Here is a 10250-nt window from a genome sequence, read left to right as displayed (position 1 = left end):
TTGGTGGTTTTTTGGTTGGGTTATGCAAAGGTCTCTATATTGGGTTAATGTAGGGGGCTCTGGTGGTGATAATGACATTTTCCCAGCAGGATTTAGTGTTCCAACTGAGACAGAATTAGCCAATGATTACCACAACTCCTGTTGATGAGCCTTCTCCAGCTTTCTTAAAATGCCACTCAATGGCTACCGCCATAATCAATTCGTCGCACTCGAAACTCTTGGCGACCATGCCCGCTTGTGGGTTCGGTCTGCTGATGGAATGAATGGTCGTATCTTGTACGTCCACGACGATAAAGCGTCGTTCCAAGCCAATCATCGTACCATCGGTTTTGGTGTTCTCTATATTTATAAGGAGTAATTTGATTGGCTGAACCTCTGATTTTATTCAAAGGTTTAATGTATTTTGCTTGACCTAAACCAAGCAAAATATACTAATGCTGGTTGAACTTAGTTGTGCACTTATGATGCGAATCTACAAGGTGTCAGGTTTCACCACGTTATCCCCTACTTTCAAAAACCACACTCCGAAACATATCAGGCTTTCTGATAAACAAATCAGGCTTCAAATTATACCAATACTCTAAAGCCTCATAAGGCGTCCTTACCTCAATCTCTTTTCTAAGTCCACCATGTCCACGATTAAAATTATAAAAAATCAAAAACTTGTTCAAATCTTGCTTCATTTCATCAATGTTTTGATACGTTATCGCCTTAACTGTTGCATTCTTAATCGTGCCATTGACGCGCTCGACCATGCCATTGGTTTTAGGGGTTGCAGGCTGTGTTAATCGATGCTCAATCTCACTGCGTGAACAGAGTTTGTCAAATTTGTGTTTACCACTAACTTGCTTGTCTTTAGTGACAAACTTATCAGTAAACTCTAAGCCATTATCAGTTAATATATGCGTAATTGTAAAAGGATAAAAGTCCTTGCAATTATTAAGGAACTCAACGGCATTGATAGCGGTTTTATTCTCATAAATCTCAAAATAAAGCACCCTAGTAGCACGATCAATGGCAACAAACAAATATTGCTTCTTACCCGCTAGTTTTGGTAAATAGGTAACATCAATGTGTAAATATCCAGGCTCATATTCCTTAAATGTAGAGGCTTGTTGTTTCTTTTCTTGTGGCACTCGGTTAATGCCAAAACACACCAAAGTGCGATATACATTACTCCTATTGGCATTTGGCATGCAGGCAACAATACTATCAGTTAAGTCATCAAGTTCTAACCAAGTGAGGGTTCGTACTACTCGAATAATCTCACGCTCGGTCTCATTTAAAGCGTAGTGTATTGTCTTTGGTCTTGAGGTTTTGTCTTTAACAAAATCACGACTCTTCCATTTGGCAATGGTTTTAGTGCTAACACCAAAGCGGTGTGCTAAGGTAGTATTCGAAGCCTTAGCCCCGTGTATAATCGCTCTTGAATGTGCATTAGTATTCGCATTCATGTGGTAGTTCTGTTTCATATATTCTCCTTTTTGTAGTAGAAAAAAAGTTAATATGTTACGGCAACTACCACCCTAATTTAGGGGGGAAGTTTAAGGGTTTGAGTTTTTATTTTTTAGCTTTTTGCAAGCAAAAACTCAAACCCTTAAAATGACGATTGTAAGTGGCTTGAGAATTATTGATTCAAATGCTCAAACTGGAATAACGTGGTGGAACTGGACAGATAACCATAGGCAATCCGTATCTTAAATTTAAAGGTGCGGATGATTTTATTTGTTTTGAGCGTTGCACGCAGAAGTCAAGTGTGTAGATAAATAAGGTAAAATACTCCTTTTTTATTTTTAAAGTTTGTTCATGCCAATTATTACCCTGCCAGATGGTAGCGAAAAATCCTTTGACCAGAGCGTTAGTGTTTTTGATATTGCTAAGTCAATCGGTTCAGGTTTAGCTAAGGCAACTCTTGCTGGTAAGGTAAATGGCGAGTTGGTGGATGCTTCATTTGTGATTGAAGCTAACAGTATTTTATCTATTATCACCGATAAGGATGAAGAAGGGCTTGAGGTGATTCGCCATTCTACTGCACATTTGTTGGCACAGGCCACGCAGATGCTTTATCCTGAGGCGCAAGTAACTATTGGGCCGGTAATTGACAATGGTTTTTTCTATGATTTTGCGTATAAAGACGGTTTTTCAGAAGGTGATTTAGCCAAAATTGAAAAAAATATGAATAAGCTGGTCAAGCAAAATCTCAAGATTGAGCGCAGTGAAATGTCACGCGATAATGCGGTTAAATTTTTCAAAGATAAGGGTGAGTATTACAAGGCAGAAATTATTGCCTCTATTCCTGCCGAGCAAGCTTTGTCACTTTATCAGCAAGGTGATTTCATTGATTTGTGTCGCGGGCCACATGTGCCTTCAACCGCCAAACTTAGGGCTTTTAAGTTGATGAAATTGGCGGGTGCTTATTGGCGAGGAGACAGCAATAATGAAATGCTACAACGAGTGTACGGCACGGCTTGGCGCAATAAAGAAGAATTGGAAAGCTATTTACACCGTTTAGAGGAAGCCTCAAGGCGTGACCATCGCAAGATCGGCAAAACACAAGATTTGTTTCATATGCAAGAAGAAGCGCCAGGTATGGTGTTTTGGCATGAGAAGGGCTGGACTTTATATCAAATCGTTGAACAATATATGCGTTTGGTATTTAGAAACAATGGTTATAAAGAAGTGCATACACCACAATTGATTGACAAAAGTCTTTGGGAAAAATCAGGGCATTGGGATAAATTTGGTGATGCGATGTTTACCACATCAAGTGAGAATCGTGACTATGCAGTAAAACCCATGAATTGTCCTGCGCATATTCAGATTTATAATCAAGGCTTGAAGTCTTATCGTGATTTGCCATTGCGTTTGGCAGAGTTTGGTTCTTGCCATCGTAATGAGCCTTCAGGTACTTTGCACGGCATTATGCGAGTGCGTAATTTTGTGCAGGATGATGGGCATATTTTTTGTAGTAGCGAGCAAATTCAATCAGAAGTGTCAGCATTTATTGACTTAACTTTTAGAGTTTATAAGTATTTTGGTTTTGAAAATGTAGATATCAAACTTTCTACCCGTCCTGAAAAGCGTGTTGGCTCAGATGAAGTGTGGGACCGTGCAGAAGCAGCATTGGAACAGGCGCTAAACGCTAAAGGTATTGCTTGGGAGTTGCAAGAAGGCGAGGGTGCGTTTTATGGTCCTAAGATTGAATTTGTTTTAAAAGATTGTTTAGAGCGTGAATGGCAATGTGGTACATTGCAAGTGGATTTTTCCATGCCACAGCGTTTGGATGCACAATTTATCGCTGAAGATGGTTCTAAACAAACCCCCGTTATGTTGCACCGTGCTATTGTCGGCTCTCTAGAAAGATTTATTGGTATTTTGATTGAACACTACGAAGGTGCATTTCCATCGTGGCTTGCGCCAATCCAAGCAGTTATCTTAAATATTTCTGAAAAACAAGCTGATTTTGTTACTGATGTTGAGAAAAAATTAAAAAAACAAGGGCTTAGAGTGATTTCGGACTTGCGAAATGAGAAGATAGGCTTTAAAATACGTGAACATTCTATGCAACGCTTCCCATATTTGTTAGTGATAGGTGACAGGGAAATGGAAAATAAACAAGTTTCAGTGCGCAGACGCGGTGGTGAAGACCTTGGGTCTATGTCAATTGATGCGTTTGTAGATTTAATCAATCAGGAGTAATTATTAAAAAACCAAACAGAATACGCATCAATCAATACATTAAGGCACCTCAGGTGCGTACGATTGATAGCAAAGGCGGGCAAGCTGGTGTATTAAGTACAACAGAAGCGCTAAAAATAGCAAAAGATGCTGGATTAGATTTAGTTGAAGTATCACCAAACGCTGAGCCACCTGTTTGTAAGGTGATGGATTTTGGTAAATATCAGTATGCGCAAAAGAAGCAGCTAAGTGACCAAAAGAAGAAACAAAAGAAAACAACGGTTAAAACTATTAAATACCGCCCTGGCACAGAAGAGGGCGATTACCAAATTAAATTTAGAAATTTGGTTAAGTTTTTAGATAATGGTGACAAGGTTAAAGTGAGTATTTGGTTCCGTGGTCGTGAGATGCAACACAAAGAACTGGGTATGAAAATGTTAGATAGAATTGAAAAAGACACAGAAGAATTTGCTAATGTAGAACAAAAAGCAAAGATGGAGGGTCGTCAGCTAGGCATGATGCTGGCACCCAAATCGAAAAAGAGATAAAAAATTGGGTTTAATCCAACCCAATTTTGTTGTCTCTTTATTTTTAATAACGTTATTTATACGAATAACAAATATGTCCAAAGGACAAGGAGAAAATTATGCCAAAGTTAAAAACCAATAGAGGCGCTGCAAAGCGCTTCAAAAAGACTGCCAGTGGCGGTTATAAGTGTAAACACTCTCACTTGCGTCACATCTTGACCAAAAAGAGTACTTCTAGAAAGCGTAGTTTGCGTGCACCAGACACAGTCGAGAAGGCTGATGTTCCAATGGTTCGTAAAATGTTACCCTATAGTTAACACTATTCGGTAAACACTAAAGCAGTTAAAAGTTAATTAATAGGAGTATAAAAAATGGCAAGAGTATCAAGAGGTGTGCAAGCGCACGCAAAACATAAGAAAATTTTAAAGAAAGCTAAAGGTTACTATGGCGCAAGGTCAAAAGTCTATCGTGTTGCTAAACAAGCAGTTATCAAGGCAGGACAATACGCATACCGTGATCGTCGTCAAAGGCGTCGTCAATTTCGTAGACTTTGGATTGTGCGCATTAACGCTGAAGCACGCAATAATGGCTTGAGTTATTCAAGAATGATTGACGGCATGAGCAAAGCAGGTATTGAAATTGACCGTAAAGTTTTATCAGATATTGCAATCTTTGATAAACCAGCATTTGCAAAAATTGCAGACCAAGCGAAAGCAGCTTTGACTAAATAATGCTAGAATAGAGTTTTAAATAAAAGAAAGGGGGCGTATGAAACACAATATTATTTTAATGATATTAGTTGTATTTTTGACATCTTGTCAATCTTCAACAAATCGTTTTACACAAGATGAAAGGGGTGCAAACACTTATTCTTCTACTGAAACTGGTCGATTGTCTAGCGTGTTAGAAGGCAGTATTGTTTCTATTAAGCAAGTTCGATTATCAGGCTCTAAAGGCATGGGTTCTGGTATTGGTACAGCGTTAGGCGCTGTAGCTGGCGCTAGTGCAGTCGGTAGTGATGATAGCGATAAGGTTGCAGGTGCTATTATTGGTGGTTTGCTAGGTGCAATGGCAGGCAGAGCAATTGAGGAAGATGCTACGAGTGACACTGGGTTTGAATTTTTAGTTAAATTAAGCAGTGGCGCAATCAAAGCTTTTGTACAAAAATCTAAGCAAGGATTGAGAGTTGGTGATCAGGTGTACATACTTTATGGCAATGGCACAGCGCGTTTAACGCGCAAATAATTGATTTACAATGATAGATGATATTCTCAGCAGAGCAAAAGACTCTATTGAAAAAGCACAAAGTTTAGGCGAACTTGAAGATTTAAGGGTTGCACTTTTAGGTAAGAAAGGTGAGCTAACAGCTCTTCTTAAAGGGCTTGGGCAGTTGAGTGCGCAGGAACGCCCTAAAATGGGTGGGGTGATTAACCAAGCCAAAGGCGTTGTGCAAGATTTGTTAGCCCAGCGCAAAAATAACTTAGAAACAATTGCGTTAGAAAAGCGTCTATTGAGTGAAAAAATAGATGTCTCTCTGCCAGGTCGTAATGTTGAAATGGGCGGACTTCATCCTGTTACTATTACGCTTAAGCGCATTCAATCTTTGTTTGTGAAAAATGGTTTTGAAGTAGAGACTGGGCCTGAGATTGAGGATGATTTTCACAACTTTACTGCACTTAATATTCCTGAGCATCATCCAGCGCGCGCTATGCATGACACTTTTTATTTTGACGAAGGTTCGGTGTTAAGAACACACACTTCGCCAGTGCAAATTCGCACTATGGAAAATCAAAAACCACCCCTGCGCATTATTGCACCGGGTAAGGTATATCGTTGTGATTCAGATATTACCCATACGCCAATGTTTCATCAGGTGGAAGGTTTGATTGTTGATAAAGATGCAAACTTTGCACAACTTAAAGGCTTGTTGATTGATTTTCTGCGCGGATTTTTTGAAAAACAAGATTTAAAAGTGCGCTTTCGTCCTTCCTATTTCCCCTTCACTGAACCATCTGCAGAAGCGGACATTGAATGCGTTATTTGTGGTGGTGAGGGTTGTCGAGTTTGTAAAAAAACAGGCTGGCTAGAAGTGTTGGGTTGCGGGGTTGTTCATCCAAATGTTTTAAATTCGGTGAAGATTGATAGCGAAGAATACACTGGATTGGCTTTTGGTATGGGTGTTGAGCGTTTGACAATGTTGCGTTATGGTGTGAATGATTTGCGCTTATTCTTTGAAAATGATATTCGTTTTTTACGACAGTTCAAATAGGGTGATTGGTAGATGAATATTTCAACAACATGGTTGCGCGAATGGATTAATCCAACTGTTAGTGATGAGGTGCTGGCGGAGCAATTGACAATGGCTGGTTTGGAGGTTGATGGCATTGCACCAGTTGCCCCATATTTTGAAAATGTGGTGGTGGGTTATGTGCTATCTTGTGAGAAACACCCTGATGCTGACAAGTTGAATCTGTGTCAGGTAGATGTTGGTGAGAGTAACAACCTACAAATTATTTGCGGTGCAAGCAATATTCGTACTGATTTAAAAGTGATTGTTGCTACCGTTGGTGCTGTACTACCAAATGGATTAAAAATCAAAAAAGCCAAACTTCGCGGTGTTGAGTCATTCGGTATGATTTGTTCAGAATCTGAATTAGGTATGGCAGAAGATTCTGACGGCATCAGTGAGTTGGATGTTGATGCACCAATTGGTAAAAATATTAGAGAATACTTGGGCTTAGATGACAATATCATTGGGTTAGACATTACGCCCAATCGTGGTGATTGTTTCTCAATATTAGGTGTGGCGCGTGAAGTCAGCGCTAATTATGGCTTACCATTTAAAATGCCTAGTATTAGTGTTTTAGCGCAAGGCACATCAAGTGTCAAGTCTAGTGTTGACAACACCACTGCTTGTCCTAAGTATTTAACTAGAAGCATTTCAGGTATTGATAATACACTTAAAACGCCACGATGGATAGCTGATAAACTCATGCGATCTGGTCAAACAGTCCATTCGCCGGTGGTTGATATTACTAACTTTGTTTTATTGGAGCTGGGTCAGCCAATGCATGCTTTTGATATGGCAAAAATCAACGGCAACATTGAAGTTAGAAATGCCAAATTAGGCGAAAAAGTTGAATTGCTAAATGAAGCCACGGTTGAGCTAAAAGAGGATACTTTGGTGATTGTTGATGATAAATCAGTGCTTGCGATTGCGGGTGTAATGGGTGGTATGGATAGCGCCACTCAGCCTGATAGCACAGATATTTTATTAGAAAGTGCATTTTTTGAGCCAGTATCCATTGTAGGAAAGGCAAGAAATTATGGTTTGCATACTGAATCATCATTGCGCTTTGAGCGCGGTGTGGATTTTGCTATTACTGAGCTGGCAATAGATCGAGTGACACAATTAATTATTGAGATTTGCGGTGGTCAAGCAAGTGACATAAATACTTGTATTGACGAGTCATCTTTACCAGTATTAGCGCCGATTACCATTACACAAGATAAGATTTACAAGGTGTTAGGTTTTGAATTAGATGCTAAATGGATTGAAGAAAAATTCACCAGTTTAGATTTTCAAATCAGCACTAAAACTAAAGGTTCTTGGACTGTTATCCCGCCAAGTTTTAGATTTGATATTCGACTTCCAGCAGATTTAATTGAAGAATTAGCAAGATTGTACGGTTATGACAAACTACCTGTGCAGAAGTTATCACTTGATGCAAATATCAATGTTGCGTCAGAAGCTCAGATTGATAAGTACGATATCATGCAATCTTTGGTGGCGCGTGGCTATCAAGAAGTCATTACTTATAGTTTTATCTCAGAAAAATATCACAACTTGGTTGATGCTAACGCTAATAAAGTTACCCTATCTAATCCAATTTCAGCAGATATGTCAGTGATGCGTTCATCGCTTATGTCAGGATTGTTGCAAAGTGTTGAATCAAATCAAAGACGCGGACACAGTGATGTAAGGTTCTTTGAAATCGGATTGTGTTTTGATGGCGTTGAAGCAAACAAACAGTCAAATAAATTAGCAGGCATTGTTTCTGGCAATCGTTTTAATGCACAATGGGCAAGTGAGACAACACCATTAGATTTCTTTGATGCAAAGGCCGACTTGGAGTCATTGCTTAAATTAACAGCTACAGCTGCTACATTCATAGAAGATGAACACCCAGCCTTGCAAAAAGGACAAACTGCCAAGATAGAGCTTAATGGAGAGCAGGTAGGCTGGATTGGTGCATTAGCACCGAATGTGGCTAAAGAATTATCATTGCCTAAGTGTTATTTGTTTGAAATCAGTCTAAGTGCCGTCTTGTCAGGCAGTGTCGCCAAATACGAGGCTTTTTCCCAGTATCAAGAGGTTCAGCGTGATATTGCCTTGGTGTTAAATAAAGCAATCCCTGTCGCTGAATTAATTGATAGTATTGAAGCGCTGCAACAATCTGATTTTGTTGGTGTGCGTTTATTTGATGTTTATATTGGTGAGAATATTGAACCTGGTAAAAAAAGTGTTGCATTTAATCTAACTTATCAGTCACTTGAAAAAACTTTAAGTGATGAGGAAATTAGTGTTAAAATAGATGAAATGTTAAATTTAATGAAAAATAAGTTCTCAGCTGTTTTAAGATAATGTCAATTACTAAAAAAGACATCGCTGATTTATTGGTAGAGCAAATTGGCATTACCCATAATCAAGCATTATCAATGACAAATAACTTTTTTGATACGATTAAAGGCTCCCTTGCCAAGGGTGAGGATGTCAAATTATCTGGCTTTGGTAATTTCATAATTAGAGAAAAAGTAGCCCGCCCAGGTAGAAACCCAAAAACAGGCGAGCCAGTAACAATTTCAGCAAGAAAAGTAGCGACCTTTAAGGCTGGATTAAAACTTAAGAAAATAACAAAGTTAGGTGTTTAATCACTTATAGCCGACATAAAGCCCTTTAAGATAGGCATTGCTTTATCAAGCAATTCTTGGTCTTGCTCAACATTTCTGATTTGGTCTTCTAATAGTTTATCTGTTTCTTTTAGTGTTACTTGGTAATTATTATCAAATTCAAATGCGATAAAATAAAACCCCTTGCCTTTGTTTCTGGTTGAATGGACTGCTAAGAAGTCTGTTTCCCAGGCAAACTCGCCTTGGTAGTTGCTGCCATCTTTTTGTACTAAGATAGCGGTATTGCCAAAATGAAAAATAAACTTTTCTGCAGTGCAGCTTGATGCGGGTTTGATTTTCAATTCACCGCTATTAAGAGCGTCAGAGATTTGTTTTAATTGCGGATTACTGAGTTGTATATATTTAGCGTCTAAATAATCATCAACATTGCTATCAGGGTAATTGTTTTCTAGAAATTTAACGAGTTTTTTTAACATTGGACTGTCTTTAGTGAAAAAAGCCTATTATAATCGTAAAACTTATGAATAACACCCAACAAAAATTCTCTTTAGGTTTGTTATTGGCATTCTTGGGTACATTTTTATTTGCCTTAAAATCCATATTTATTAAGTTAGCTTATTTTGAAGGCTTGAATAGCAATGTTGTTTTGATGTTGCGTATGGCAATTGCACTGCCTATTTACCTTGGCATACTGAGTTATATTTTTTGGAAAAAAGACCAATCTAAGGTACTTGCTCAAACAACCCTATTTAGTCGCCCCTTAAAAACTCACTCCAAACAAACCAAAACCACCCATTTTCCCAACCATCTAAATCAACAAAACTGCTTTTTATCCAGCACCACAAAAAACCTTAGGTATTTTACAAAAAATAAGCCCAGTTTTTGCCAAAACAAAAAAATAGTGGCTATCACCAGCCATTTTCTCAAATTCCAAGCACAGGCAGCCATTAAAACATTAATCTCATCACCAACTTGCCCTTTGAGTAGGTTTCTAGAGAGTCTAAAATCTGATTTAAGATGTCCGATAATCGGCTCAATCGCTGCGCGTCTTTTACACAGTTTGCGCTTTTTGTCTTGTTGATAACGATTGTCTCGCTTAAGGGCTTTTTTAGGCAAAATGATGTTTGCACCGAG

At 38.7% G+C, this 10250-nt stretch carries 11 protein-coding genes; 8 read left to right on the top strand and 3 right to left on the bottom strand.

Annotation, left to right across the window (positions count from 1 at the left end):
• Positions 1–497 precede the first annotated feature (497 nt).
• The gene (locus tag BHECKSOX2_RS02970; protein ID WP_139682389.1) at positions 498–1472 is read right to left on the bottom strand and encodes a DDE-type integrase/transposase/recombinase; all 975 of its coding nucleotides are present in this window, start codon (positions 1470–1472) and stop codon (positions 498–500) included.
• Between the two features lie 334 nt (positions 1473–1806).
• Between BHECKSOX2_RS02970 and thrS the strand changes: the two genes are divergently transcribed.
• From thrS to BHECKSOX2_RS02930, 8 genes are all read left to right on the top strand, one after another.
• Entirely contained in the window at positions 1807–3699 is a 1893-nt protein-coding gene (gene thrS, locus BHECKSOX2_RS02965; protein WP_139682388.1) for a threonine--tRNA ligase, read from the top strand.
• Positions 3699–4226 carry a translation initiation factor IF-3 gene (infC, locus tag BHECKSOX2_RS02960; RefSeq protein WP_139682387.1) on the top strand — a complete coding sequence of 176 codons (528 nt, stop codon included), beginning with the start codon at positions 3699–3701 and terminating at the stop codon, positions 4224–4226. Before thrS ends, infC begins: the two co-directional genes overlap by 1 nt.
• A gap of 98 nt (positions 4227–4324) precedes the next feature.
• The gene (gene rpmI, locus BHECKSOX2_RS02955) at positions 4325–4522 is read left to right on the top strand and encodes a 50S ribosomal protein L35 (protein ID WP_071563888.1); all 198 of its coding nucleotides are present in this window, start codon (positions 4325–4327) and stop codon (positions 4520–4522) included.
• A 54-nt stretch (positions 4523–4576) separates the two neighbouring features.
• Positions 4577–4936, top strand: coding sequence for a 50S ribosomal protein L20 (gene rplT / locus BHECKSOX2_RS02950; RefSeq protein WP_139682386.1), 360 nt, complete (start codon positions 4577–4579; stop codon positions 4934–4936).
• Between the two features lie 37 nt (positions 4937–4973).
• Positions 4974–5450, top strand: coding sequence for an outer membrane lipoprotein (locus tag BHECKSOX2_RS02945; protein WP_139682385.1), 477 nt, complete (start codon positions 4974–4976; stop codon positions 5448–5450).
• A 10-nt stretch (positions 5451–5460) separates the two neighbouring features.
• Positions 5461–6474 (top strand): phenylalanine--tRNA ligase subunit alpha, encoded by a 1014-nt coding sequence (pheS, locus tag BHECKSOX2_RS02940; protein WP_139682384.1) that lies wholly within the window; start codon positions 5461–5463, stop codon positions 6472–6474.
• 12 nt (positions 6475–6486) lie between these two features.
• Positions 6487–8850 (top strand): phenylalanine--tRNA ligase subunit beta, encoded by a 2364-nt coding sequence (pheT, locus tag BHECKSOX2_RS02935; RefSeq protein ID WP_139682383.1) that lies wholly within the window; start codon positions 6487–6489, stop codon positions 8848–8850.
• Positions 8850–9137, top strand: coding sequence for an integration host factor subunit alpha (locus BHECKSOX2_RS02930; RefSeq protein ID WP_090716103.1), 288 nt, complete (start codon positions 8850–8852; stop codon positions 9135–9137). The genes pheT and BHECKSOX2_RS02930 overlap by 1 nt, the downstream gene beginning before the upstream one ends.
• Here BHECKSOX2_RS02930 and BHECKSOX2_RS02925 read toward each other — a convergent pair.
• Both BHECKSOX2_RS02925 and BHECKSOX2_RS10180 read right to left on the bottom strand, forming a co-directional pair.
• Complete coding sequence (locus BHECKSOX2_RS02925) at positions 9134–9592, bottom strand: hypothetical protein (protein WP_139682382.1); 459 nt, start codon at positions 9590–9592, stop codon at positions 9134–9136. The two genes, BHECKSOX2_RS02930 and BHECKSOX2_RS02925, sit on opposite strands and share 4 nt — an antisense overlap.
• Positions 9593–9929: 337 nt before the next feature.
• Positions 9930–10250: transposase (locus BHECKSOX2_RS10180; RefSeq protein WP_245391291.1), on the bottom strand; the 321-nt coding region annotated here is incomplete at its 5' end.

The sequence above is a fragment of the thiotrophic endosymbiont of Bathymodiolus puteoserpentis (Logatchev) genome, assembly GCF_900127505.1.
Taxonomy (GTDB): domain Bacteria; phylum Pseudomonadota; class Gammaproteobacteria; order PS1; family Pseudothioglobaceae; genus Thiodubiliella.
The sequence above is the reverse complement of the archived record's forward strand: the minus strand, read 5'-3'. Positions and strand labels throughout refer to the sequence as shown.